Annotated in this window: 19 protein-coding genes, 1 tRNA gene and 2 pseudogenes; 12 read left to right on the forward strand and 10 right to left on the reverse strand. The window is 61.3% G+C overall.

Going from position 1 to position 24,753, the window contains the following annotated elements:
* Positions 1–15: 15 nt before the first annotated feature.
* Positions 16–423 (reverse strand): MerR family transcriptional regulator, encoded by a 408-nt coding sequence (locus tag MF134_RS22220; RefSeq protein WP_255341610.1) that lies wholly within the window; start codon positions 421–423, stop codon positions 16–18.
* Positions 424–488: 65 nt separating this feature from the next.
* On the opposite strand from MF134_RS22220, the gene MF134_RS22225 reads away from it, so the two are divergent.
* The 3 genes from MF134_RS22225 to MF134_RS22235 all read left to right on the forward strand — a co-directional run bounded on the left by MF134_RS22225 (position 489) and on the right by MF134_RS22235 (position 4,936).
* Positions 489–1,136 (forward strand): cation transporter, encoded by a 648-nt coding sequence (locus tag MF134_RS22225; RefSeq protein ID WP_255341611.1) that lies wholly within the window; start codon positions 489–491, stop codon positions 1,134–1,136.
* Between the two features lie 118 nt (positions 1,137–1,254).
* The gene (locus tag MF134_RS22230; RefSeq protein WP_255341612.1) at positions 1,255–2,424 is read left to right on the forward strand and encodes an HPP family protein; all 1,170 of its coding nucleotides are present in this window, start codon (positions 1,255–1,257) and stop codon (positions 2,422–2,424) included.
* Between the two features lie 142 nt (positions 2,425–2,566).
* A complete protein-coding gene (locus MF134_RS22235; RefSeq protein ID WP_255341613.1) occupies positions 2,567–4,936 on the forward strand; it encodes a bifunctional diguanylate cyclase/phosphodiesterase in 2,370 nt (789 codons plus the stop codon).
* Between the two features lie 286 nt (positions 4,937–5,222).
* Here the strand turns inward: MF134_RS22235 and MF134_RS22240 are convergent, their stop codons facing one another.
* Positions 5,223–5,822, reverse strand: a complete 600-nt coding sequence (locus MF134_RS22240) for a TetR/AcrR family transcriptional regulator (RefSeq protein ID WP_255341614.1) — start codon at positions 5,820–5,822, stop codon at positions 5,223–5,225.
* Between the two features lie 93 nt (positions 5,823–5,915).
* Between MF134_RS22240 and MF134_RS22245 the strand changes: the two genes are divergently transcribed.
* From MF134_RS22245 to MF134_RS22255, 3 genes are all read left to right on the forward strand, one after another.
* Positions 5,916–7,355 carry a coniferyl aldehyde dehydrogenase gene (locus MF134_RS22245; RefSeq protein WP_255341615.1) on the forward strand — a complete coding sequence of 480 codons (1,440 nt, stop codon included), beginning with the start codon at positions 5,916–5,918 and terminating at the stop codon, positions 7,353–7,355.
* 24 nt (positions 7,356–7,379) lie between these two features.
* Positions 7,380–8,228, forward strand: coding sequence for an SDR family NAD(P)-dependent oxidoreductase (locus MF134_RS22250; RefSeq protein ID WP_255341616.1), 849 nt, complete (start codon positions 7,380–7,382; stop codon positions 8,226–8,228).
* Between the two features lie 63 nt (positions 8,229–8,291).
* Complete coding sequence (locus tag MF134_RS22255) at positions 8,292–8,447, forward strand: hypothetical protein (RefSeq protein WP_255341617.1); 156 nt, start codon at positions 8,292–8,294, stop codon at positions 8,445–8,447.
* Positions 8,448–8,596: 149 nt separating this feature from the next.
* Here MF134_RS22255 and MF134_RS22260 read toward each other — a convergent pair whose 3' ends face one another.
* Positions 8,597–9,139 carry a recombinase family protein gene (locus tag MF134_RS22260; protein WP_369695447.1) on the reverse strand — a complete coding sequence of 181 codons (543 nt, stop codon included), beginning with the start codon at positions 9,137–9,139 and terminating at the stop codon, positions 8,597–8,599.
* A 9-nt stretch (positions 9,140–9,148) separates the two neighbouring features.
* A complete protein-coding gene (locus MF134_RS24120; RefSeq protein ID WP_369695446.1) occupies positions 9,149–9,283 on the reverse strand; it encodes a recombinase family protein in 135 nt (44 codons plus the stop codon).
* A gap of 190 nt (positions 9,284–9,473) precedes the next feature.
* On the opposite strand from MF134_RS24120, the pseudogene MF134_RS22265 reads away from it, so the two are divergent.
* Positions 9,474–9,877: pseudogene (locus MF134_RS22265) on the forward strand (integrase core domain-containing protein); the annotation flags it as partial.
* Positions 9,878–9,958: 81 nt separating this feature from the next.
* Here the strand turns inward: MF134_RS22265 and MF134_RS22270 are convergent.
* The 3 genes and pseudogenes from MF134_RS22270 to MF134_RS22280 all read right to left on the reverse strand — a co-directional run bounded on the left by MF134_RS22270 (position 9,959) and on the right by MF134_RS22280 (position 17,420).
* Positions 9,959–14,194, reverse strand: coding sequence for a hypothetical protein (locus MF134_RS22270; protein ID WP_255341618.1), 4,236 nt, complete (start codon positions 14,192–14,194; stop codon positions 9,959–9,961).
* 492 nt (positions 14,195–14,686) lie between these two features.
* Positions 14,687–14,836, reverse strand: a pseudogene (locus MF134_RS22275) (IS256 family transposase); the annotation flags it as partial.
* Between the two features lie 658 nt (positions 14,837–15,494).
* Positions 15,495–17,420, reverse strand: coding sequence for a methyl-accepting chemotaxis protein (locus MF134_RS22280; protein WP_255341619.1), 1,926 nt, complete (start codon positions 17,418–17,420; stop codon positions 15,495–15,497).
* 788 nt (positions 17,421–18,208) lie between these two features.
* Here MF134_RS22280 and MF134_RS22285 point away from each other — a divergent pair.
* The 5 genes from MF134_RS22285 to MF134_RS22305 all read left to right on the forward strand — a co-directional run bounded on the left by MF134_RS22285 (position 18,209) and on the right by MF134_RS22305 (position 20,510).
* A complete protein-coding gene (locus tag MF134_RS22285; protein ID WP_255341620.1) occupies positions 18,209–18,481 on the forward strand; it encodes a hypothetical protein in 273 nt (90 codons plus the stop codon).
* Between the two features lie 101 nt (positions 18,482–18,582).
* Positions 18,583–18,837, forward strand: coding sequence for a hypothetical protein (locus MF134_RS22290; protein ID WP_255341621.1), 255 nt, complete (start codon positions 18,583–18,585; stop codon positions 18,835–18,837).
* Positions 18,838–19,346: 509 nt separating this feature from the next.
* A complete protein-coding gene (locus MF134_RS22295) occupies positions 19,347–19,892 on the forward strand; it encodes a GNAT family N-acetyltransferase (protein ID WP_255341622.1) in 546 nt (181 codons plus the stop codon).
* A gap of 107 nt (positions 19,893–19,999) precedes the next feature.
* Complete coding sequence (locus tag MF134_RS22300) at positions 20,000–20,248, forward strand: hypothetical protein (protein ID WP_255341623.1); 249 nt, start codon at positions 20,000–20,002, stop codon at positions 20,246–20,248.
* Between the two features lie 79 nt (positions 20,249–20,327).
* Positions 20,328–20,510 carry a hypothetical protein gene (locus MF134_RS22305; RefSeq protein WP_255341624.1) on the forward strand — a complete coding sequence of 61 codons (183 nt, stop codon included), beginning with the start codon at positions 20,328–20,330 and terminating at the stop codon, positions 20,508–20,510.
* A gap of 276 nt (positions 20,511–20,786) precedes the next feature.
* Here the strand turns inward: MF134_RS22305 and MF134_RS22310 are convergent, their stop codons facing one another.
* The 3 genes from MF134_RS22310 to MF134_RS22320 form a co-directional block, all read right to left on the reverse strand.
* Complete coding sequence (locus MF134_RS22310) at positions 20,787–23,075, reverse strand: MHYT domain-containing protein (protein WP_255341625.1); 2,289 nt, start codon at positions 23,073–23,075, stop codon at positions 20,787–20,789.
* Between the two features lie 384 nt (positions 23,076–23,459).
* Positions 23,460–23,536 (reverse strand) — tRNA-Met (locus MF134_RS22315).
* 442 nt (positions 23,537–23,978) lie between these two features.
* Entirely contained in the window at positions 23,979–24,695 is a 717-nt protein-coding gene (locus MF134_RS22320) for an EF-hand domain-containing protein (RefSeq protein ID WP_255341626.1), read from the reverse strand.
* Positions 24,696–24,753: the final 58 nt, after the last annotated feature.

Genomic DNA, 24,753 nt, shown 5'->3' on the forward strand with positions numbered 1-24,753 from the left:
CTTGGACGATTCTCCTTAATGCGGGGTGATCGCATCGAGGATGCGGCAATTCGAGATCGTGCCGCCGCCAGAGCATCGCGATGCGATGCGCTGCAGTTCATGCGCCAGCGCTTGAAGGTCGGCGATTTTTCGCTCGACCGCGGCCAAATGCGCCGCAGTGATCTCGTCGACGTCGCTGCAGGCGCGTTCATCATCCAACGAGAGTTCGAGAAGTTCGCGGATATTTTCGAGCGAAAAGCCCAGATCCCGGCACCGGCGAACGAACCGAAGCCGTTCCAGGGCCTCGGCGTCATAGGACCGGTAGTTGCCCGCGCTGCGAACCGGTGAAGGCAAAAGGCCGATCTTCTCGTAATATCGAATTGTCACGACCTTGGTCCTGGTCTCCCGGGCAAGATCGCCAATCTTCAGCTCGCCGTGTTTCATGACTTGACCCTATAGCCGCTATAGACAGCACGTAAAGGGTTGCAACGAACGAAGCGAGATTTGTTATGCCCTGCTGCTCCGATGACGGTTGCGCCTCAAGCGCGACGAGACAAACCGGCCAATATCGCGGCGTTCTCTGGATCGTGCTTGTGATTAACGCGAGCATGTTCCTGATCGAAATCATCGCCGGTCTCGCTGCCGGATCGACTGCGTTGCAGGCCGACGCGCTCGATTTCTTTGCCGATGCCGCGAATTACGGCATCAGCCTGTTCGTTCTGGGCATGAGCTTGCGCTGGCGTGCGAGTGCTGCCCTCGTAAAGGGCGCCTCGATGGGTTTCTTCGGTCTTTGGGTCATTGGAAGCGTCATCTGGCACACGCTGAACGGCGCTGTGCCAGGATGGGGCACCATGGGCGTTGTCGGGAGTATCGCACTCGCCGCCAATGCCGCCTGCCTTGCTCTCCTTTATGCTTGGCGCGAAGGCGATGCGAACAAGCGCTCGGTCTGGATTTGCTCGCGCAACGACGTGATCGCCAATCTCGCGGTTCTGGCGGCCGCCCTCGGTGTTTTCGGCACGGGCACGGGGTGGCCCGATATCATCGTGGCAAGCGTGATGGCAGTCCTGGCGCTGCAAGGGGCGGCAACGATCCTCCGGCAGTCTCTGTTCGAGCTTCGGGATGATCGCCGGATAAGCCTCCTGCCCAGTCCTCGCTGAAGCCATTTGTTGGTTTTCAGGCTCGCATCTCTGAAGGTAGCCAACCAAACCAAGGCGCCTGTCGTTTGTGCAGAATGGTGATAAATGCGGCGTTATTTTCCGCATGTGGGCATTCTCGATGACGCGGCTTCTTGTTCGTCTCCTTCCAGACCTCGGCCATATTAGTGCTTTCGAGCAAATGCGAGCCAGCATCGGAGCGCTTATCGGCATTGCCGTTACAGGCTTCGCCACGCTTCTGCTTCTCGGTGCTGATACCGCCATACCGCTTCTGGTGGCGCCGATGGGTGCGTCAGCGGTTCTTTTGTTCGCGGTGCCGTCCAGTCCTTTGGCTCAACCTTGGTCGATTATCGGCGGCAACGTATCTGCTGCGGTGGTCGGGATTGGTTGCCGGATGCTAATTCCCGACCCGCTTCTTGCCGCAGCGGTCGCAGTCTGCCTTGCCATAGCTCTCATGTTCGTTCTGCGATGTCTTCATCCTCCAGGTGGGGCGGTTGCGGTCACCGCCGTTCTGGCTGGCCCGATCGCCGACACCTTGGGATTCGGCTTTGCCGTCGTTCCGATCGGACTTAACTCGGCGCTCCTGCTTGCGGTGGCGCTCGGCTATAATCGATTGACAGGACACCGATATCCGCGCCTGCGGCCATCAGGGAATGTGAATCCCCATGGCACAAGAGATCCGTTGCCGCGTGATCGGACCGGGTTCACGCTCGACGATCTCGATATAGTGCTGGAGCGCCGAGGAAAGGTCGTCGATATCGATCGCAACGATCTGATGGAAATTTTGACGACGGCCGAGCATGAGGCTTATCGGCGCCGATCAGGAGATCTGACTTGTGGGGATGTGATGTCACGCGACGTGGTGACAGTATCGCCGACGACGACAATCGGCGAGGCGTGGGCCATCATTCGCGATCGAGATTTCAGCGTGCTTCCGGTAACAACGGACGATCGCAAACTCGTCGCGCTCCTGACGCGGGAGAATTTCGTTGACGCTGTCGGAAAGGGTCTTGGACGACCGTCCCTGCTGGCGGACAAGCGGTTGGAGCGCGGTCTCGACAAGGGATTTTCAACACGAATGCCGGTGGAGAGGATCGCCTCTAAAGCCCCCCTGACAGCCATGACGACGACGTCCATCGCGGAACTTGTTCCGATTCTGTCGAAGGCCGGACTGCACCATATTGCGGTGGTCGACGAGGCGACCCGACTGATCGGGCTTGTCACCCAGACGGATCTGGTGATGGCCCTGTTCAAGGGCAATGTCGGCAGCATGAACAAGAGAGCCGACTGATCCAAACTTGAAACAGAATACGATGAAAGTGTTTCAAAGACGAGCGTTCAAAGGATCGGTATGGGTGGAAATGGCATGTTATAGGGTTGAATTAACCACCCCCGTTGGCAAACGCGAAACCTGCTGACTTTTACCATGGGTCATGATTGCGATTCTCGCCCAGTTGGCTTCCGACCATTCGCTAGTCACGGTTCTCGCCGCACTCGTCATCTGCCTTGCCGCAGGATGGCTTCTTACGTCATTGCGCGATCGGGCGACGGCATCGGTCGGCATCGTCCGTCTCCAGTGGCTGGCCGGCACTGCGTTCGTCGCAGGGCTAGGGGTGTGGACCACTCACTTCATGGCCATGATCGGCTACCGCCCCGATCTCCCCCTCGGTTACGGGGCGGGCATCACCACCGCCTCCGCCGTGATCGGAGTTCTTGCGGTTGGTATGCCGGTCGCGGCCACGGTCGTCGTCCGGAACGCTGCAGCACGGGCTGCGCTTGGCGCCATGGCCGGCCTTGGCATCGGTGCCATGCACTACACGGGGATGCTTGCGCTGTCGGGTTGTCTCCAAAGCCAGCATGCGGGTGCGACGATCGCGGCCTATGGCGCGGGTGCCGTTCTCATGGCCATCGGTTGCGGCTCGTCACGGATTTCGTCATCGACTGCGCGTTTCTGTGCCGCGTTCACGCTCGCGGTCTGCAGCTCGCACTTCCTATCCATCTCGGGCACCACGCTCGCTCCTGTGCCCGACATGGCTGGGGTAGCCAGCGACAACGTTACGCTCAGCATCTTCACGGCGATGGGAGCCGCGGTGCTGTTGATCGGTGCGCTCATGACTATCCTCGCGGCACGACGCTTTGATGCCCAGGCCGAAGCCCATACTGCGATTCTGGCGACCGCGCTCCACAACATGTCGAATGGGCTGGTCTTCATCGAGAAGACGGGCAAGATCGGCCTCTTCAACGAGCGCTTCGTCGAGATGTTCGGTCTTTCCGGAATGGGACTCCGCCTCGGAATGACGATTGATGAGGTCATCGACCTAGTTTCGTCCGCCGCAGGATGGGATGCAGGCCAGCGCAAATGGGCTGCCGGACGCATCGAGGAACGCCTCCGGGCGACCAAATTCGCCCCTGTCGACTACGTCCTGCCAAACGGGCGCACTGTCGAGATCGACAGCAACTCCGTGGCGGGAGGCGGAACCGTCATCACCTACAACGACGTCACCGAGGAACGCGCGGCTCGCGCGGAAATCTCGGAGCTGGCCTACCACGACCCGCTCACCGGTCTGCCGAACCGCCTGGCCTTCCGGGAACGCAAGCTCGCCTTGATGGCGGGAGATAAGCCGTTCCATCTCCTTCTTGTCGATCTCGACCGCTTCAAGGCCGTTAACGATACCTACGGGCATGGGGTCGGCGATGAGCTTCTGGTGCAGGTCGCCAGCCGTATCGTCGCCATGGTCGGCGAGAACGGGTTCACGGGCCGCCTCGGCGGGGATGAGATCGGCGTGTTCGTCTACGGCGGCGCAGACAAGGCTTCTCAGATCGCCGAGGGAGTGGTCGAAGCCCTCTCGAAGCCGTTCATTCTGAGTGGGTTTACCGTGTCTGTCGGGTGTAGCATCGGTCTTTGCTCCGGCGAAGGGATCAATTCTCCCGACGTTCTGATGCAGTGCGCCGACGTCGCGCTCTACGATGCCAAGCATCAGGGTAAGGGACGCGTCGCCGCTTACCGCACCGGAATGCTTGAGGCAGCGACCGAGCGACACAAGCTAGAGGCGGACCTCCGGCAGGCCATGCCCCTCGGGCAGTTCCATCTGGCCTACCAGCCGATCATGACACTCGATACCGAAGAGATCGTCGGCTATGAGGCGCTCCTGCGTTGGGAGCACCCCGAGCGCGGCATGGTGCCGCCCGCAACGTTCATCCCGCTTGCCGAGGAGACGGGGCTCATTGTTGACATCGGACGTTGGGTATTGGAGGAGGCGTGCCGCGAGGCGGCATCATGGCCGAACGAGCGTCACGTTGCGGTGAACGTCTCGGCGGTCCAGTTCCGGTCGCCGCTGCTCCTGTCGCATCTGACTTCGGCACTGGCCGGGAGCGGGCTGCCGGCTCGGCGTCTAGAGGTCGAACTGACCGAAACGGCGCTGGTGGAGGACGGTGCGAAGATCGCCAGCGTGTTGGCGGACATTCGGCGTCTCGGCGTGAAGGTGGCGATGGACGATTTCGGGACGGGCTACTCGTCGCTCGCTCACCTCTGCGACTTCCCGCTCGACCGCATCAAGATCGACCGCAGCTTCGTCGTGGCGGCGGAGAAGAACTTGCGCGCTCATGGTGTCGTGATGGCCGTGGTGGCCCTTGGGCGGCAAATCGGAGTGCCGACGCTTGCGGAAGGCATCGAGACGGAGGAGCAACTGGAACTTCTTCGCGGCCTCGGGTGCGGAGCGGTTCAAGGCTACCTTATCGGGAAACCCGCCCGCCTGCGGGGCAAGGATTTCTCGTCACAAGGGCCTTGGCGAGCAACGGCCTGATCCTCTGCCTCTTGGACATGCCGGATCGTCGAAGACAAACCGAAGGGTGTGTATCTGGCCGATCATGCTGCGTCGGACCGGAACGACTGCTCGTAGGCGCGTCGGCGCGATGGAAAAAGGTTTGCAAAGGGTTGGAAGCTGCTGAACGTTTACCCGATCAAATCTGAAACAAAATTGCGAATTCTGTTGCAGGTTTGGCGACGCGGGCGATCGGCGGATTGGTAAGGTAAAAGGTCGTGACCGAAGATTTTTCTGGCGAGCAGTTCTTGCGAAGAAACGAAGTGGGCTATGTCTGGAGGCCTTCAAAGAGCGTACTCAACGCCAGTTCTGTAGCGTTGTCTCCGACTTTTTCGGGCTGGAGCAACCCGTTCAACTCCAGCATCGTCAGACCATGAATCTGTGCCCAGCAGGCCGTGGCCTGTCCTCTTGAGGGGCGTTCACGAACCTGGCCTTGCCGTTGCCCCAGTTCAATCAGGGCGACCGCGAAATCGAATGTTTTCAGGGCCCGAGGATCGAGATGGGCCGAGATCGTCCCGAATTCTCCGCCAAACATCAGACGGTAGAGCGACGGGTTCTGTCGCGCAAAGTCCAGATAGGCCGATGCTGCAGCGAAGAACTTCGATCGAAATCCTTTAGGCGCTTCTTTCGCACTTTTGTCGAGCGTCGCCGTCAATCGGTCGAATCCGACCAGTGCCAGCTCGGTCAGGAGCGCTGCCTTGTCCTCGAAATGCTTGTAAGGTGCCGCATGGCTCACTCCGGCGCGGCGTGAGACCGCGCGAAGGGTGAAATTCACCCCCTCGGGTTCGGCCAGCATGGTCATGGCGGTGTCCAAGATCACTCGCCGCAGATCGCCATGGTGGTAGGGTCGTTTGCTCGGTCCGGTCATTCAGTTTCCGACATCGTTCACCTTTTATGTTGACATCGTCTACATGAGCTTCTAGATGGCTGCAAGTTGTCACTGTCTACATAGGAGGCGGACATGAAACATACCAGCGAACTCGTCGCCGACACGACGACCGGTCCCAACCCGGCCGAAATCCTCGACCGTCAGCGGACGGCCTACCTGCGCGATGGCGCGCCGGATTTGGCGACGAGGCGCGCGGACCTTGGGAAGCTGCGTGCCCTTCTGGTCGAAAACCGCCGCGCGCTTGAAGAGGCCGTCGCTGCGGATTTCGGTCACCGCTCGCACAATGAGACGGCTATCATGGAACTCGTGCCGACCGTCGAAGGCATCGACTACCTGTCGAAGAACCTGCGCCGCTTCATGGCGCCGGAACGGCGGCATGTATCAGCCGTGTTCCGTATGGCGCGCGCCCGCGTCGCTTATCAGCCGCTCGGCGTGGTCGGCATCATCTCGCCCTGGAACTACCCGCTGAACCTCGCCCTGATGCCTCTCGCAACCGCCTTGGCAGCGGGAAACAGCGTGATGCTGAAACCCTCAGAGCTGACACCCCGCACCAGTGCACTCATGCAGCGGCTTCTCAAGGGCGCGTTCAAGGAGGACAAGGTTGCAGTCGTGACCGGGGATGCCGAGGTGGCGAAGGCGTTCAGCGCCTTGCCGTTCGATCACCTGATGTTCACCGGCAGCACCAAGGTCGGGCGCGCGGTGATGCGCGCCGCCAGCGACAACCTGACGCCAGTGACACTGGAGCTTGGGGGCAAGTCGCCGACGGTCGTCGCGCGCGGCGCGGTTGGCACGATGTCTGCCCGACGCATCGCCTACGGCAAGCTGGCCAATGCCGGACAGACCTGTGTCGCGCCCGATTATGCGCTGGTCCACCAGGACGACGTTGAGGCCTTCACGGCCGCATTCGACGCCGCGACCGGTAAATTCTATCCCGGCGGACCCACCAGCGACGACTACAGCACCATCGTAAGTGACGGTCACTTCGACCGGCTCACCGGCCTGATCGAGGACGCGCGGGCCAAGGGTGCCAGGATCGTGACTGTGGGCCACGACGCGGGCGACGCGGCGAAACGCAACCGCACCATCGCGCCGACCCTGATCCTGGACCCGACCGGGGACATGGACATCATGCAGGAGGAAATCTTCGGCCCCATCCTGCCCATCATGACCTACCGGACGCTGGAAGAGGCCATCGCCTTCGTCAACTGCCGCCCGCGCCCCCTCGCGCTCTACTGGTTCGGCCCGTCAGGTGAAGAGCAGGATCGCCTTCTGACGAAGACGACATCCGGCAACGTCGGCATCAACAGCACGGTCCTCCATGTCGCACAGGACGATCTTCCCTTCGGCGGTGTCGGCGAGAGCGGCATCGGGGCCTATCACGGCATCGAAGGTTTCCGCCGGTTCAGCCACGCCAAGGGCATCTACGCGCAGGGACGCTGGAACCTCGCCGATCTCGCCATGGCACCCTTCGGCAGGGTCGCCGAACAGCTTCTGAAGTTCATGCTCAGATAACGCGCAAACCACGGAGAACACACCATGACGCAGATTGCGGGGCGCACGGCGCTGATAACCGGCGGCGCTTCCGGCATTGGGCTTCTGATGGGCCGGATGCTCATGGAGCGTGGCGCGGCACGTCTGTTTGTCTGGGATGTCAGCGCGACCAATATTGACTTGGCTCGGGTCACCCTCGACCCGCTTGGCACCGTCGTCTTCGACCGCGTGGACGTGTCGGACACCGAAGCCGTTCGTGCCGCCGTCGCGCGGCTCGAAGCCGATGGTACGGCGATCGACCTGCTGATCAACAACGCGGGTATCGTAGTGGGCAAGCCCTTCCTCAAACATGGCCACGCCGATATCGACCGAACGCTGGCAATCAACACGGGGGCGCTGATGCACCTGACCCGCGCCCTGCTGCCCGGCATGGTGTCGCGGGGCCGGGGGCATGTGGTCAACATTGCCTCGGCGGCGGCGCTCGTCTCGAACCCGAACATGAGCGTATACGCCGCCAGTAAGTGGGCCGTGACCGGCTGGTCAGACTCCCTGCGTCAGGAGCTGGAGCGGTCAGGCACCGGCGTGCGCGTCACCACTGTTCTGCCCTATTACATCCACACCGGCATGTTCGACGGGGTGCGTTCGCGCCTCATCCCGATCCTTCAGCCCGAGGACGTCGCGCGCCGCATCCTGCGCGCTGTGCAGCGCGACGCCGTCTTTCTCCACATGCCCGCCATCGTGCGCCTGCTGCCGTTGCTGCGGGGACTTCTGCCAACTCGGGCGCTCGATTTCGTTCTCAACCGCATCTTTGGCGTCGCGAGCAGCATGGATGATTTTCACGGGCGTCAGGAAACGGCGAAAGATGTGCGCGAGCCAAAAGGCGACCTCTCGTGAAGACTGATAAGTGCGCCGGAGCGATCGTCCCCACGGTCTTTTAGTACCCGGATCGTCCTGCGCGTGATCGAGACACGCATCCCGCAACCTCGAACATTCATGTTTGGCGCAGCGAAAGACCGGCGGCTGCCCGGAGTGACCAGCATCCGCTCCAACCTGTCGCTGAAGGAAATGAAAGCGTCGAGCAAGTTGCCGGTAACGCCCGCCGCCGGCACTTGAGCGATACGCCGCTTGGTCAGAGGCAGGAGCGAGTGTCTGGCGAACCTGGCGCACAGCAGCCATTCGCTCATAGCCTGGCGAATGGCCAGTTTCCACCCACCACGGCCATTCGAAAGCTCGTTTCTGAAACACTTTCATAGTATTCTGTTTCACGCAGCGGGCTGCATCTTCTCCAGTACGCGCTGCACCTGCACCGCCTGCCACTGGCCACCACGAGCCGTTTTGAAGCTCCTTTCATTCAGGGCTTTGGCGATGGCGGACATGGACGAAATCCCTTCCGAACGAATGTCCTCGATCACTGGCGTCAGATCAGCCGCATGCTGCATGGCCTTCTCCTGACGACGGGCGATTGAGACGGCGCGGCCCTTGGTGCTCTCGGCTGCGAGGTTGCTTCGATCTCCACCGAGCTTCACGCCTCGCGCCTTTGCAGTGGCAAGCGCATCCTTCGTGCGCCTGGAGATCATCCGACGCTCTTCGTCGGCGACCATGGCCATGATCCCCACCGTCAGACGGTTCGCCGTTGGCATGTCGGCCGCGACGAAATCGACACCGGCCTTTTCGAGGCCGAGCAGGAAATGCGCGTCGCGGGACAGGCGATCGAGCTTGGCAATGACCAGGGTAGCATTGTGGAGCCGGGCAAGGCGCATGGCCTCAGCGAGCTTCGGGCGATCGTTCTTGCGACCGCTTTCGATCTCGACGACTTAGGCGACGAGCTGCCAGTTTCCACCGTTCAGAAAACCCTCGACGGCTCTGCGCTGCGCCTCGACACCGAGACCAGACTGACCCTGCCGTTCGATCGAGACCCGGAGGTAGGAAATGAAGCGTCCGTCAGCCATGTCTGGCGCCTTTCATTTGTTGCAACGAGCATTGCTACAAATGTAATCGATATTCTGAGGAGGTGTAAGAGACAAAATGGCAGCGGACCTCCGTCGGGTAAAATTCCGGAGTGAGCGAGGTCTCAGGACACACCGAACTCGCTAACGAGCATCGGTTCCGGCATTCTAAATGTCATCGACGAGTTCACACGCGACAGCCGTAAGGGAATGGATCTTCGCGGTCGGAGCGAAGTCAGCGTTCATCGAGCCTGTAGCCCTTGGGAGAACGGCTATCGCGAGAGTTTCAATTCCAAACTCCACGACGAGATTCTGAACGGCGAGGTCTTCTACTCGTTCGCCGAAGCAAAGGTCGTGATCGAGAACTGGCGCCGCCACTGCAACACGGCGAGGCCGCACTCGTAGCTCGGCTAGCGGACGCCTGCACCGGGGACCGTTCAATGGCCAGCGCCGCTAAACGGACCGGCGTCGACGGCAGCGCCAACTATGGCGCAAGGGCCGCCCCCCACTAAGATCCACCCCGGACCACCTCGTAGGGGCAGACCAAGCAAATGGTCTGCTGCTGGTTTCGCGGACACCGAGATAGGTAATCCATGAACACAGAGTGGAAGTGCGTTTTCGTATCTCGGTCCAGGCCTTTTGCTTTCCCGCTTTGGGCGGTGATTGTGCTCCAGTCGATCAGTAGGATCTATAGGCCGACATGATCGCGGTGATCTGCAGCGTGTCCAGCGAATGAGTTTGCGTCGGCGTGATGGCTTGCAGCTGTTCGGGTCTCAGACTGAGGATGTTGGCTGATGAGAGGCCGGCTATCGCGGTGTTGCTGATCGCGGCGATGTCCGTCGTCGAGAAGGCCGAGAGCTGGCTGGCCCCGAGCGCAGCGATCTGTGCCGCGCCAAGGCTCGCGACTTGAGCGGGCGTCAGGGCCTCCGCCTGCTGGGCTGTCAGAGCCATGATCATGTCTGGTGTCAGGCCAGCGATCGCGCTCGGATTGATCGCCGCGATCTGCTCTGCCGAGAGCGACGCGATCTTGTCTGTGCTGAACGTCGCCACCTGGATCGCGTTGAGCGTGCCCATCTGCGCGGTTGTCAACCCGTGGATCTGCGGGCTGTCCAGCGCCCTGAGTTGATAATAGGACAGGGCCGCAATCTGCGGGCTCGTCATGGAAGCGATCTGGTCGCCGCGGAGCGCCGCGATTTGGTCGGCGGAAAGCCCGGCGATTGCCGTTGTCTTGATCGCCCCAATGTGGGCGGCGGAAAACGCGGCGAGGTCTGCGGCACCGAGTGCGGCAATCTGGGTGGAACTCAGCGCACCAACCTGTGCAGGTGAGAAGCTGGTGATTTGAGCTAAGCTAAGAGCCTCGATCTGAGACGGCATGAGACCTGGAAGCGCTTTCGCGGTCAGGGCTGCAACCTGCGACGTGGTGAGCGCGCCTATCCCACCGGTCGAGAGCGCGCCCAACTGGCCAGCGCTAAGAGCGGTGATCTGCGCTGTCGTAAGGACCTCCACCTGCGAGGGCGAGAGGATGGCGACTTGGTTTGGCGTCAGTCCGGCGATCTGTGCTGGCTGAAGGGAGGATATCTGATCGAGGCTGAAGCCGGCGATACGCTCGGCGGGAAGACCGGCGATCGCGGAGCTGGCGAGCGCGGCAATGTGGCTAGACGACATTGCCGCGAGAGCGGAGCTGCTAAAGGATGCCACTTGTGCCGCGCTCAGAGCGGCCATCTGCGCCGTCGACAGCTTGGCGATCTGTCCGTCGCTGAGGGCCGGGATCTGAGTTGTCGTCAGGCCGGCGATCGCCTTCGGACCAATCGCAGCAAGCTGATCCGACGTCAGCGTATTCAGCTTGTCCGCCGAAAGGCCTGAGACTTGACCGGCACCGAGCGCACCAATCTGCGTCGTCGACAGGGCGCCAATCTGCGTTTGAGACAGGGAGTTGAGCTGCCCCGCGGTCAACGCCGCCATTTGGCTGTTCGTCAGTGCCGCGATCTGTTCGGCGACGAGTGTTGCCAATTTCTCTGTGGTCAGGCCGGAGATGGCGCTCGGGCTGAACGCAGCGACGACGGTAGCAGAGAGGCCCGCCAGCGCATCCACACTCAGGGCCTGGATCTGGGGCGCCGTAAATGCCGCCAATTGCTTTATCGTGAGACTATGGATCCGGTCGGAAGTAAGGCCCGCGACGTGATCGGGGGTCAGTCCGGCGATGGTCTTCACGCTGATTGAGGTGAACTGGTCCCCCGACAAGGCAGTCAGATGGTCACTTGACAGCGCGGCCACCTGCATCGCGGTCAGGGCTGCGATCTGGTTGGTCGACAAGGCGCCTATCTGCATCGGCGTAAGGGCGGCGACCTGCGCCGGCGTCAACGCGGCGATCTGGCTCGGGGTGAAAGCTGCCGATTTCTCGACGCTGAGGGCGGTGATAGCGTCCGGGGAAAGGCTCGACACCGACCCGGTTCCGATCGCTGCGATGTCGGAGATTGAAAAGGTCGCCAGATCCGCCGGGCTGAGCGCTCCGATTTGCGCAGCAGTCAGCGCGGCAACCTGTGTTGACGTCAGGGCTTCTGCCTGCATGGTGGTCAGGCTCGCCACGTGCGAGGCTGTCAGGCCCGCCACCGCCTTGGTGTTGAGCGCGGCAATCTGATCGACCGAGAATGCGGCGATGGATGCGTCAGACATGGCCGAAAGCTGCACCGCAGTCAGGCCACCGATCTGCGAAACCGACAGGCTCTGGATCTGGGAGGGGGTCAGCCAGGCCGCCTGCGTGCTTTTCAGCCCAGCAATCTGCGTCGCTGAAAGTGCCACGATCTGGGTCTCGTCGAAATCGGCGATCTTGTCGCCGGAGATACTCGAAAGTGCGCCGACGCCGAGTGCCGCGATGCCTTCTGGCGCTAGCGCCGCCAATTGGTCGGCGCTCATGGCTTCCACCTGCCGGGGCGTGAGCGATGCGATCTGCGTCGGCAGCAGTGCTCCGATCTGCGAAAGTGATAGAGCAGCAGTTTGATTGGCTGTCAGGCCTGCGATCGCCTTGGGAGCAAGCGCAGCGATCTGTTCGGGCCCAAGCGAGGAAAGGCTTTCCGTGGGGAGGACACTGAGTTGAAGTGCGGAGAGCGCGCGTATCTGCAGCGTCGATAGCGCTTCGGCCTGCGCCGGCGTGATGGCTGCAATCTGCGTCGGCTTCAACGCGGCGATATGGCCGGCTGTTAGGCCGGCGAATTGGTCGAGGCTGAGAGTTGCGACATTGCTTGCGGAGAGTCCGGAGATGGCAATCGGATTCATCGCCGCGACATTCGCCCGGGAGAAATGCTCCAGGGTGACCGGGGTGAGGGCAGCGAGCTGCAGCGCTGTCAGGCTGGAGACTTGCGACGAACTGAAGGCCTCGGCCTGTGCGGGCGTGAGGGCCGCGACCTGCGCTGCGGTCAGCCCGGCGACGGCGTTGGGTCTCAACGCCCCGATCTGCTCGGCGGATAGCTCGCCGAGCGCCGGGATGGACAGGGCGCTGACCTGTGCGGCCGTCATGGCGCCGATCTGCCGTGCCGACATAATATCGGCTTGCGTAGCACCGAGGGCGCCGATCTGAACGGGCTTCAGGGCGGCGACTTGCGCACTTGTCAGAGCAGAGACTTGGTCGAGGGTGAGAGCGGAGATAGTTTGTGGGGCAAGTCCAGCGATGGCGCCGTTGCCGATCGCGGCGATCTTCCCAATTGAGAAGGTCGCGACTTGTTCCGCCGACAGGGTGGCGATCTGAGGCAGGCTCAGGCTCGCGATCTGCGACGCGTTCAACGCCTCGGCCTGAGCCGGAGTCATTCTTCCGATCTGGGTGGTCGTGAGACCAGGGATGGCCTTGGGATTGATCGCGGTCACCTGCGCCAGGGAGAAATTGGCAAGGCCCTCGGTGCCCAGTGCGGCGACGTGGACCGCGGCCAAGGCGCCGACTTGGGCGACCGAAAGGCCCTGGATCTGCGCGGACGAGAGCGCTCTGACCTGGCTGGCCTTCAGCGCGGCGACTTGGCCGGTTGTCATGGCCCCAAGTTGATCCAGCGTCAGCGCCGCGCTGGACAGCCCGGTGATTGATCTCGGGTTAATGGACGCGAAGCCCGTGGTAGAGAAATGCGAGATCTGCTCAGCGCTGAACGCTGCGACCTGCTTGGCCGTGAGGCCCGCGATCTGCAGTGGCGTGAGAGCTGTGATATGTTCGCTGTTCATCGCGGCGATCTGCGCGCTCGTCAGTCCACCGATCGCGCGCGTGCTGATTGCGGCGACGTGAGAGCTCGACAACGCGGCGAAGGTCTCCGGCGAAAGCGCTGCAATCTGGCTTGGCCCGAACGCGCGCATCTGGATTGAGCTCAACGCCTGGACCTGCGTGTCCGTCAGCGCTTTAGCCTGGCCGGCACTCAAGGCCGCGATCTGGGTTGCCGATAGGGCCGCTATCTGATCGCCAGTGAGCGAGGCGACCTTATCACCCGAAAGACCCGGCAGCCCGACGACGCTTATCGCAGCGATATCCGCCTGCGAAAAGGTCGCGAGGTCGGCGATACTCAAGGCCGCAATCTGCGTGCGGCCGAGGCTTGCAATCTGGGCCGGCGTCAAAGCCTCTGCCTGGTCCGTGCTGAGGCCTGCAATCTGCGATCCGCTAAACGCAGCGATCTGGGAGCTTCGCAGGCTGGCGATCTTGTCGGCTCCAAGAGCCGCGATCTGATCGGCGGTGAGGCCTGGAATTGCCTTTGCCGAGATCGCAGAAACCTGGGCTTGAGACAAATGAGCGATTCCATCGACCGAAACGGCAGCGATCTGTGATGCGTTCAGGGCTCCGACCTCAAGCGGGCTCAGCGCGGTCAGCTCATCAATGCTCCAGCTGGAGACGGTCTTGGCCGGGATGGCCTTGATCTGGAGAAGGCTCTGAGAGGAGATCGTTGTCATCTTGGCGTGTGTCCGGGCTTTTGCTGAAAACTCTCGATGATCAGCAACCGTGCCAAGAACGTTGAACGACGTCCTCAGCGACCTTTGCCCTTCATCCGCGAGCCTGCGGCACGATCGCTGTCGATCAACCCTCCGCCCTCTCCGCATCTCCCAATGATCCGTGTGCAGGCTTGCCCAAGGCTGTCGGAAGGGGACAACCGGGCGCTGGGGCGGGCGATCGAATAGACAGCGTCTGATTGACGGACAGTTCACTGTCAGCCTGACCCTCCACGCCCATCAGAAGACGAAGGCAGATGCCCACCAAGCCGAATGGAATGGGCATCGCGAGCGTTCGTGAATGAGGCAAGTGGGCCGACCGGGAACCCAGTGGCGACGGGGCAGCCGCAGCTGTCGAGCATTAGGGCTTCGCCTCGGGCCGCAGCGAGAAGCAAGGCGGGAGCACGAGGGGAGTTCAGGGCGGCTCCAGCATTAATTGCGCTGGGCGAGGCGTTAGGCGCTCTTCTCGCCATAGGCTGCACCGGTGGCGGCGCCGACCTCCAACTCCATCAGCCGTTCGGCGGCAAAGCCGATCATCTCGCGAAGAATGTCTGCGTCGGCGCTCTGTTCGACCAGCGCGCGTAAGTCCATCATGGGTTTGGTCATCGGGGGCAGTCCTCGGTTCGGTTGCGTGTCGCAACTCGACCCTACCGCGGATCCCTCGGTGGCCGCTCACCTACACCACTCAGTGGGACACGACCTGATTGCATAGCCGTCTTGGAAGCCCTTTGAGCAAAGTATGACTTGGATTGTTTGGTATCAAAAGGCGATCTTAGCTCTCGGCAAGTGAAATCCAAGGCGCGGTGTTTGATGGACTGGATCGGACTGACGGATGAGGATCGTTCTCTTCTCCTGAGGTTGTTTGACCATGAGGCAGTCCCGCATATTCTGCCGTCACATATCGCGGAAGAGTTGCTTTTTCTTGGGTTCATTGAGCGTTGCGGCAGAGCTTTCGTAATCAGCGACGATGGCAAGGAGTTTGTTCGGATATTGGCGCGTCACCCGTGGTCTTCTCCTTGACGGCTTTGAGGTTCCGCTGACCATCCCAAGCAGCTTCGAACTTTCACCGCTGCGCTTAAAATTGGTGATACCTCCACATCCAAATGAGCAGATCACCCGCCAGACAAAGCGTCAATGATATCGATGGGGGGACTTCGAAGGCCGCGCGCGCCGGCCAAGATTGCTAGAAAGGGAGGCCCCGCTGACGGAGCAACGAAACCTCCCTTGTCAGTCAGTCTATGTGCTGATGCCCTCGCAAGTACGATCAGAACTCGGCCCATTCCTCTTCTGAACGGACCTGTTTCTCGACACGTGCAGCAGCTCCCGTTCCGGATGTCTTCAACTGCACCACGGTGGAACGGCCTGCACTCCGCGCTTTGCGGCCAGAGACCTGGCCGGCCTGACGCGGGCGTGACGAAGCGGTGGCTGTCTTGAACTGTGCCATCAGATCAGAAAGCTGATCGGTCTCCTTGGACAGCGTCTGGCTGGCAGCCGTCGCCTGTTCCACCATGGCTGCGTTCTGCTGCGTAACCTTGTCCATCTGGTCGGCAGCGCCTGCCACCTCGCGGAGGCTGACGGCCTGCTCGCTGGCGCTGGCGGCGATGCTCGCGATGATCTCGGCCGTGTGGCTGACCTGCGCTACGATCTCGTTCAGCGACTTTCCCGACGCGGTCACGAGTTCGACGCCGCTTTCGACTTCCTCGCGTGAAGTGGTGATCAGGCCCTTGATCTCTTTGGCAGCCTCTGCGGAACGCTGGGCGAGGCCGCGAACCTCCTGTGCGACAACGGCAAAGCCCTTCCCAGCCTCGCCGGCACGCGCCGCTTCCACGCCTGCATTAAGGGCGAGGAGATTGGTCTGGAACGCGATCTCGTCGATCACAGAGATGATCTGGTTGATCTCTTCGGAGGATTTCTCGATCCGATTCATCGCCGTGACTGCACGGCCGACGATCTCTCCGCCCTTCTCGGCATTGCTGCGGGCGGTCGTTGCTGAAGTCTGGGCGCGGCTGGCACCCTCCGCCGTTTCGTTGACGGCCTGCGTGATCTCGCCTAGCGCTGCGACTGTCTCCTCGATGGAAGCAGCCTGCTGCTCGGTGCGTTGGGCGAGGTCGTTGGAGGCGGTGTTGATTTCGGCAAGGCCGACACGAATCTGGCTGGTGGCGTGCACTACTTGGCCGATTGCACCTTCGAGCTTCTCGACGCTGTCATTGAACTTGGCCCGGATCGGCTCGAATTCCGCGGCGACCGGGTCCGACATGCGGACGGTCAGGTCGCCATTGGATAGCCGGTCGAACCCGACTTCGACGACCCCCACGAACGCACGTAAATCCTCGGCCTTGGCATTGTCCAGAGCCGCCTGGCGCTTCTTGGCCTCCTCTTGGCCGATACGGGAGCGCTCCGCCTCGCTCTTGAGGCGCTCCTGTTCGATCGCAGCCTGTTTGAAGGTCAGCACCGCGCTGGCCATCTGACCAACTTCGTCCTTGCGGTCGGTTGCTGGAACATCGACGCTCTTGTCGCCACCGGCAAGGCGGCGCATTGCCTCGGTCATGGCGACGACCGGCCGTGCGATCGAACGTGACAAAAGGAAGCCCATCAGCCCGGCGATGAACATGGCGAGAACGGCACCCGCCATCAGGGTCGTTTTGGCAGAAGCGTCAGCGGCAACTCGACCCTGAATTCGAGCCGCGACGATCGATTCCTGAGTTGCTCGAATCTCCTCAATGAGTTGTCGACCTTCGGTCAGCTTGAGCTTGCCGGTAAGAGCGAAAGCCATTTCGCGCGTCCGCGGATTCTGAGCGAGTTGAATCTGACGTTCGGCCGAATTCCTTTGCCAGTTTGCGACTGAGGCCTTCAGTGCGTCTATGCGAGCGACTTGCTCACTCGAAACTGTATGAGATTTGAAGTATTCGGCAGTCTCATTGAATGCCGTCTTCGCATGCTCATATGTCTGCAGGAAGATTTTGTCGTTACTGAGTAGGAAGCCGCGGACTGCATTCTGCTGCTCAAGCATGGTCTGAAGCAGTTGTTCAGCCCGGACGTTGAGATCAAAGCTCTTCTGGTTCGCGCTGGCGTCCTCATTAATCGTCTCAAGCGCGCGATATACGACCAGGTCAGCCGCTGCAGTTGCCACGATCACAGCAACAAAGGCGAGGATCAGTTTCTTGGGGGTTTTTAGATTGTCGATGAACACGTCGGAAGCCTTAGCAATTCGTTACCACTCTCGGTAGCGTGAAACGTATGGAGCACAGAATTTAATATTTACGAAACAGCGAACGGGCGCTCATCTCTCTGGGCGCACTGCAGAACTCCTTAGCTTAGGGGCGAATACGGACACCGTCATTTGGAACAGCTCCTTCCGCTCACTCTCGACCCGAGCCAGTCGCCAAACGAACGTTGCTGCATGCCAACTTCCCGAACTAGGCATTAAGAACCGGCGATGCGTGCCGGATCTGCCCGTTCATCTCGCTGCAGCGTTCTTTCGCTGTCGGTGTGGGAGCACGCGGATCCGGTCGCGGTCGATCAAGCCATCCGATCCACAGCGAGCGCGGCCGGGACAGGCTCGCGCCTGGTCGGAACGATCGCAATGCAGAATGCCGGGCTCGCTCGGGGTGCGGCCAGTCGCCGGCCACGCCCCGGAATCGCTCAAGTGAAGGTATGCAGCGCGAGCTTCAGGCTGCCGTCGTCTCGCTTCTCAAATACATGGGTGGCGATGCCGCCGATATCCGGACCATCGCCACCCTTCGCGCTCCACTTCTCCCCTGCCGGCTATGAGCCGGATTATTCCGGACACGCTCCAAGATCGCCGAAACCGCTCTGATGCTTCCACAGCTCACAACTGCAAGGTTTCGCTTGAGCGAGGAGCCGATCAACCAGCGATGAACGCTCCATGAATATTACGCTCAGTCAACTTTCAAATGGGCCTTGCAATAAAGCCTGCGCAGCCGAGCGATCGGCCTGCGAAACAGAAGGAAGGAAATCATGAGCAAGACATTGAAGGCGGCAGTGATCGCGATCGCTGCAGCCCCGCTGCTGCTCACCTCTATCGCTAACGAGGTTGCAGCAGCCCCCAAGAAGAGCGGGACCATCAAGTCCGGATCCTACGAGACGGTCTGCGACAAGAAGCCGAAGAGCTGCGGCTCGGAAGTCGAGCTGCCCCCGCGCAAGCCCAAGGCAGCCAAGCCGGCCAAGAAGGTCAGTCGGAAGCCTGGTGGTAATGGCTACACGCCGATCCCCGGAAAGGTGAAGCGTTGAGAAAGCCGCGAAGCGGCGCCGGATTCCCGATGGACCGACCGTCATTTGGTTCATGTGGAATCCGGCGCCGCTCTGACCACCCTCAATGAGGAACTGGAGCCATGAGCATCAACATCAAAGCCCTCAGCGGCTTGGTGCTCGCCCTCGGTCTCTCAGCCATAATGGTCACCTCGGCCAGCGCCGTTAAGCCACGCACCTGCCCGGACGGGACGGTGGTGGCGGACTCTGAGCGTTGCCCGAAAACCAAGAAGCCTGGCCCCAAGGCCAAGCTTCCCGGTCCCAAGCCATTGGTTGAGCGTCCGTCTGGGCGACATCGCCATCTCGCCCCCACCAAAGGGCAGGTCATCGGCCGATAGGCGCCTGCGCTTCGACGATGATCGCTGCGGCGAAGGAATCCCGAAACGAAGAAGATCTCCCTCAACGCGTCCGCAAACACGGTCCGTATGAGTGAACCAAGGAAAACAGTCATGTCTATTAACCTGAGCGCCTGCGGGGCGAGAGTCCGCCCCGCTCTCCTCCTGGCTATGGTCGCCTGTTTCTCACTGTCGGCGGCAGAGCAAGGCCTCGCCAAAAAAGCGAGTAACACGGGTACGACCAAGATCACCGTCAGCAACCTGAAAAAGAAGGGCTACAAGTGCGAGGTCGTGTCTTTGGGGCTCACCGAATGCGCCAAGACAGGCTCGAAGACCTATTGGTGCAGCACAAAGACCACGTGCACAGAAAAACCCCGAGTGCATCGCCCGGTTCGCGACCGCGCCGGCCCCGCCCCAATAGCTGGCCCCGTCGCTCCTCGTTGAGCCGCAATCCATCCCTCGATGTCACTGCCATGGCGCTAAAATGCGCCATGGCAGTAGGAGAACGTGCCATGTTGCCGGAAATCACCACGCCGCGTCTCACGCTTCGTGAAACCTGTCTGGAAGACGCACCCGGGATTCAGGCTTACCAGGCCGAGCCCGATCAATGGCGCAATCAGGCCGTCGAGCCTGAGGAACTGGCGGACGCTGAATTGCGGATCCAGCGCTATTTCGAACACAAGGGTCCCGACGATGCACGTCGTCTCTTCGTGTTCACCGCGCGCGAGAGGGCTTCCAACAACCGTGTTGTGGGTCAGGCCAGCATCTCTCGCTCGCATCCGGCCATCGGGCATCTAGGCTTCGGAGTGGGCGCCACATTTGCAGGCGCCGGCTTCGCAACCGAGATGGCGCAAGCCATGCTCCGCTTCGGCTTTGAGGATGTTGGCCTTCACCGCCTGGTCGCCAATGTCGCTGTCGAGAATCTCGCCTGCATCCGCGTGGTGGAAAAGATCGACATGGTCCGCGAAGGCGTCGAACGGGAAGCCATTTGGGCACAAGACCGCTGGTGGACCGAAGCGATGTATTCGATGCTTGAGGGCGAGTACGAGCGACTCTAGGTAGCTGGCTACGCTTCTTCTCAAGCGTCGCCAGCCGCGAGACAAACGGGGGCAGCAGCCTTCCCGAATCGCAGAACGTGAACAAAATTGGAACATCGGAGGTGCCGGTGTTCCAGACAATCGACGATTTGCGGCGAAACAAATGGTGGCTGGAACTGCGCTGTGTTGATTGCGAGCGATGCGTTCAGGTGCCCCATGCGATGCTGCCTCGGCGCTGCCGCCCCGACCTCCCCATCCATCTCGCCGCAGCGTTTTTCCGCTGTCGATGCGGCAGCAAGCAGATCCGCTCGCGGGCCGTCGATCTCGCCGATCCGGGACGCGCGCGGCCGCACTGGGCTAAGGCTTGGTGGGAGTGAGACCTGCGATCTACGCCAGGCAACCACCGAGCACCGGTGACCGTTCAGGGTGGTCGGCTTGTCGAGGATGGCCAATCGAATGAAACCGGAAGAACGCTATCCCAGTCGCCGGAAGGACCGGCAGACCCGCGCCTATGTGTTGATGGCCGTCGCTGCCGCCGCAGTCGCAGGCCTCATTGTTTTCGTCTTCAGCGGGGACGATCCATCCGGTGGCATCGAGCCGCGACAACAGGGCACGCCGGGCGACACAAGCGCCGGATAGGCGATCATCTTCTCGACCTCATCTTTGGGCTTCGATCGGCGTTTTCGGCGCGGCGAGTTCGTTGAGGGCGGTCGGGCTTAAATCGAACACGATGTTCGGCGAGGTGGCGAGTTCTTTTCATGAAAGCGGCGACGTCCGCACGTCCGAACAAAGCAACTGCCGCCGCTTGGGATTCTGTAGCGGTGACTGTCTTCGGGAGGCCGGAGCGCTGGCATAGTCCCGAACAGCCATCCGCTGTTGGGCGCATGAAGCCGCGCCTCAGCGACGACGACGAGCTTAGCGCGATCTTTGATGCAGGAAGGCGATATTATCGGCGTGAGACGTCGACACGGCTGCATCTATTGCGGCAGCAAGATCCTCTAGTGAGAAGGGCTTTGAGAGACGTGGAAGATTTCGGTTCGTGCCTGGCGGCAACTCCGCGTAACCGGTGACGAGCAGAACCGGCAGTTTAGGTTGCTCCTCTCGGATCGCGGCGATGAGCTGAAGGCCGGTCATGGCAGGCATTGCCTGATCGGTGATGACGAGATCTACGGCGGTATGTTGGATTATCTCCAATGCATTCGTGCCAGAGTGGGCTTCGATGACCCTATGGCCGAGATCTTCCAGCATGGCGACCGTGCCCATCAAAACGATTGGGTCGTCGTCCACCGCAAGGATCGTCAAAGTCTGTATTGGCGCCGGTCGCGTCTCTTCCGCTGAGACGGGGGGAGCGTCCTCGGCTACGGCGATATCCTTGGCAACAGGAAGCCATATCTCGGCCGTCGTTCCGACGCCCACTGCGCTCGAAAGCACGAATTGACCCCCAGACTGCCCAGCGAAGCCATGAACCATCGAGAGGCCAAGGCCTGTGCCCTTGCCGACGTCTTTGGTGGTAAAGAAGGGCTGGGTGGCAGACGCAAGAGTCGCAGAATCCATGCCGCATCCCGTATCGGTGACAGTAAGGCGAACATACTCACCAGCGGAAAGGGTTTCATCCGCGGCAACTCTGCTGACACCTTTGGTCGAGATCGTGATCGTTCCACCGTCCGGCATGGCGTCGCGCGCATTGACCGCGAGGTTGACCAGGGCCAATTCAAGCTGGTTGGCATCAGCATTGACCGACGGAAGACCGATCGGGAAGTTAGTCTCGATCTGCACGCTGGGCCCGATTGACCGCTGCAAGAGGTCGGCCATGCCGTGAACAAGTTCTGGCAGGTTCACGGCGGAGGGACGCAGATCCTGCCGCCGAGAGAACGAGAGCATGCGCTGAGTAAGTGAAGCCCCACGTTCCGCGCCGAGTATGGCTGTATCGATCAGCTGGCGGAGCTTCGGATCCTCAGGGAGGCGCTTCCTGAGAATTTCGAGGTTGGCCAGCACAGCGGCCAAGAGGTTGTTGAAGTCATGAGCCACGCCGCCGGTCAGATGGCCCAGCGCTTCCAGCTTCTGAGACTGACGAAGCTGTTCTTCAGCCTGCCGCCGAGCAGTGATATCGACTAGTCCGCATAGAGCTTGGACGAAGCGTCCGTCGGCGTCGCGCTCGACATGCGCGGATAACAAACAATCCAGCTGCCGTCCGTCCTTCGTGACGAATTGATATTCGGCGCCACGTACCTGCTGAGAGGCCAACAATGCAGGCCAGTCGACCTCCACACGGCGGCGTGCGGAGGCTTCTGTCATGAAATCGGTGAGTGGACGCCCGACAACTTCGGCGAACTCATAGCCGAGCACCTCAAGCCACACGTCGCTGACATGTTCGATGCAGCCGCTCTCATTAAGAGCATGCAGCGGAAGAGGGGTCCGCCGATAGAGAGTGACGAAGCGTTCTTGGCTTCTCTGTGTTGCAGCTGCTTCGCGTGCGCTCGCGAGGGCGAAGCGCTGATCGATGATCGAGGCGAGCAGAGCTAGGAACAGGATCAGGAAAGTCAGCGCGGCAACGGCGGATGCAAGAGCCATAGGATCGAGCGCCGGGGCCATCGCCGTCTTGCCAGCATCGGAATGCATCGTCATGGTCGCAGCCGCCATGCCCGTATAGTGCATTCCAGAAATCGCGAGGCCCATGGCGCCGGATGCCGCAAGCTTTCGCGAGGAGACTGTGCCCGTAAAAGCTAGCCAGAGTGCAGCAATCGAAGCGCCAATGGCAATGGCCACCGACGCGCCTACCAAACGGAGATCGTAGTCGATCGAGGCTGGCATCTGCATGGCATGCATTCCGAGGTAATGCATCGTCGCGATACCGCACCCCATGATGAGGCCGCCGGCGATCAGAATCGGCCAACTCACCACCCGGTCGGAAAGCAGCGCGAATCCGATGCCCGTTACGAGAATGGGCAACGCGAGCGACATGGCCGTCAGAGTGACGTCGTAACCGACCTCCATCGGTGTTCTGTAGGCGAGCATGGCGACGAAGTGCATGGACCAGATACCGCCACCCAGCGCAGTCGCTGCGGTGACAATCCAACCAATGCGAACCCATCCCGCTGCAGTTCGCACGCGGCCCGCGAGATCGAGAGCGGTATAGGCGGCCACTGTTGCGATAGAGACGGAAAGAATGACCAGCGGCCAGCTGTAGGTGCCGTCAACGATCATAACTTTTCCATCCTTGACATCTCGCCGTAGGCTGTTCGCAGGTTTTGACTGAGGTGGCAGATCCACCAGAGCAGAAGCCAGATCTAGCCTTCCCAGTTCCACGGCAGCCTGAACAGCGTCCGAGCTCTTAAGGACCTGATCAAGAACTGATGCTGAAACGTCCAGGTGAAAACCGGATAGCGGATCAAAAGTTGTCGAAATGTCAGCACTTCGGCCAACCCAGCTTTATCGCCCGTGTCGCATCCCATGTCGCGTGGAGCTGCCGAGCTTGTCAAGAAACCCCTGTAAGTCAGGGGAAATCGCTGCAACATGACTGCAACATCGAGAGACGGTCAAGATAGCACCGCCGCCGTTCTATGCCACTGATTTTAATACGAAATTATGTGGTAGCGGAGGAGGGACTTGAACCCCCGACACGCGGATTATGATTCCGCTGCTCTAACCAACTGAGCTACTCCGCCGCCGGGCCGCTTTGGCGGCAACGTCGCGGGGGTATAGGAGCGGTTTGCGATCCCTGTCAATGCCCTTTGCATGTGAGATCGAAACATTCGCCACGCGACTGTCGCGGCCCGCGCAGCCTGTCGATGTTGCAAAGCCCGCGGCGCTCCATAGTTCGGAGCGCCGCGGGTCTTGGCGGGCGGTACCGAGGCGCAGGGAGGGCGGGGGATCCACGCCTTGGGAACGCGCCCGCAGGCGGCCTGATCAATCCTTCAGTCCAGAGTGTTGGAGCGCCGTGCGTCCGCCAGGACGAACAAAAGGACGCTCCAACTCTCTGAATCGACGCATCAGGCTTTCCGAAAATCGATGCCGATTTTCGGGCCGATGCTGTAGCCGTCCCTTTCGATTACTCCGGGACGGACGGCGCTTCAGGCGCGAGAGCGCATTGCCTCGCGCCTTGCCGCCTTATTGCTGCGCGGCGTCATCCCCGTCGATGTCGCCGGAATCGTCCGGCTGGGCCTGATCGGGCATGAAGCGCATGCCGCGGCCGCCGCGCCGGTCGGAGCGGTCGAGCTTGCCGTCGCCATTGCGATCCATGCGCTCGACGAGACCGGAAAGCCGGCGATCGAACTCGGCCTGGGTGACTTCACCGTCGCCATTCGCGTCGAGGTCCTGGAAGCGGTCGACCATGCGCTCGCGCATCCGCTCCAGCCAGAGCGTCTGGAACTCCTCGATGGAGAGCGTGCCATTGTTGTCGGCATCGAAGCGGGCGAGTTGCTGCTGCCTGGCCTGATCGATCTCGTCCTGGGTCAGGCTGCCGTCCTGGTTGAGATCGAGCTCCTGCATGCGTTCGTGCATCATCGCGCGCGGTCCGCCGCCTCGGCCGCCCCAGCCGTGAGGTCCCATGCGGCCATGATGCATGCCGTGGCGGCCTTCGCCCCAGCGCTCGCCATGGCCCCGGCGTTCGCCATGATGGCCGCCGCGGTGGTGCCGGCCTTCGCCGCGTCCGCGCCAACCGTCATCGTCGTCACCGCGCCAGTGGGCCTGCTGGACGGGGCGTTCGCGGGCACCGCCGTTCTGGGCCGCATCGTTCTGGGCATTGCCGCTCTGGGCGAAGCTCAGACCACTCCAGAGGGCGGCGGCAGTGATGGCGATGGTCGAGATGGTCAGGGTCTTTTTCATCGGATCCTCTCTTGATTTCCCGAGGGTTTTCCGCCGGGGATGAGCGAGAGATAGGGCC

Origin of the sequence: Jiella marina (assembly GCF_024359545.1) — a bacterium.
Lineage (GTDB): Bacteria > Pseudomonadota > Alphaproteobacteria > Rhizobiales > Rhizobiaceae > Jiella.